This window comes from Mesorhizobium sp. M7A.F.Ca.CA.001.08.2.1, from assembly GCF_003998455.1.
Lineage (GTDB): Bacteria > Pseudomonadota > Alphaproteobacteria > Rhizobiales > Rhizobiaceae > Mesorhizobium > Mesorhizobium ciceri.
Genome location: NZ_RZPW01001181.1, coordinates 1 through 1,210, shown reverse-complemented (window position 1 = coordinate 1,210; position 1,210 = coordinate 1). Strand labels below are relative to the sequence as shown.

The 1,210-nt window shown below is 63.6% G+C and carries 1 protein-coding gene and 1 pseudogene; one reads left to right on the top strand and one right to left on the bottom strand.

The annotated features are described in order from the left end of the window. Positions 1-262, top strand: a pseudogene (locus tag EN914_RS36010) (hypothetical protein); the annotation flags it as partial. 19 nt (positions 263-281) lie between these two features. Here EN914_RS36010 and pqqE read toward each other — a convergent pair. Continuing rightward, a partial coding sequence (gene pqqE, locus EN914_RS36005) for a pyrroloquinoline quinone biosynthesis protein PqqE (protein WP_245497935.1) occupies positions 282-1,210 on the bottom strand: 929 nt, incomplete at its 5' end.

Below are 1,210 nucleotides of genomic sequence, written 5' to 3'. Positions count from 1 at the left end.
GTCTTACACCGAGGGCACGGTACTCGCCGGCGTCAAACGCTACACATTCAGCCCCGACGCCGCCTATGCGAAAGAGCTGAAAGCACTTGCCAGCTCCGACGAGATTCCCGAACCGCCCTGCGGCGACTGGGGTGAAATGCCTGACGGCATGCAGTATTTCGAGGTGCCCGCGGGTGAGGGGTACAGCCTGCTTTTTGTGCGCATCGGCCAGGACGAGCCATTGTTTGACGAGCAGACGCTACGCGTCTTGCCGAGGGGGTGAGAAGCGCTTTCTCGCCAGGTCAGGCGGATTCGGTCACCGCACCGATCCGCCGGTAGACGAATGCTTCTTCTCTCGAAGGAACTGTGGCAATGCGCCTGGCTTCGTCGATCAGCATTGCCATGCGAGCATGGATCGGCGATTTCGCGCAAGCCGGGTCCGTTGCAGCGGCATCGCCGGCGATCGCCATCGCCTGGCAGCGGCAGCCGCCCCAGTCGATCTCGCGCCGCTCACAGCCGCGGCATGGCTCCTGCATCCAGTCCGTACCGCGAAAAGCATTGAACGCCGGCGAATCGGCCCAGATCGAGGACAGCCTGCGTGGTTCGAAACGCTCGAAGCTGAGCGACGGGATCGTCTGTGCGGCATGGCAGGGCAGTACGGTGCCGTCAGGCGTCACCATGAAGGCGTCCCGCGCCCAGCCGCCCATGCACGGCTTGGGATAGATCGCGAAATAGTCCGGCGTCACAAAATCGATGTTGATGATGCCGGCCAACCGCTCCTGTGCCTCCGCGACGATCTCCGCCTGCCTATCGACCGCTTCACGCTCCGGCATCAGTTGATCGCGATTGGTCAACGCCCAGCCGGCATATTGCACATTGGCGATCTCGAGCCTCTCCGCGCCCAACGAAAGGGCGAGATCGATGAATTCCGGCACCTCCTCGATGTTATGGCGATGGATCGGCGCGTTGATGGTAAGAGGCAGACCGGCCGCGCGCGCGCGGCGTGCCGTCTCCAGCTTCTTTTCGTGGGCGCCCTTGTGGTTGCCGATGCGATCCGTGGTCGCCGGCCGCGCGCCCTGAAAGCTCAGTTGCAGATGGTCTAGACCGGCTTCGGCAAATGCCTCGACACGGCCCTCGACGATGCCAACGCCCGCGGTAATCAGATTGGTGTAGACGCCGCGCCCCGCAAGCCCGGCGATCAATTGCTCGAGGTCGCGGCGCAGTGTCGGCT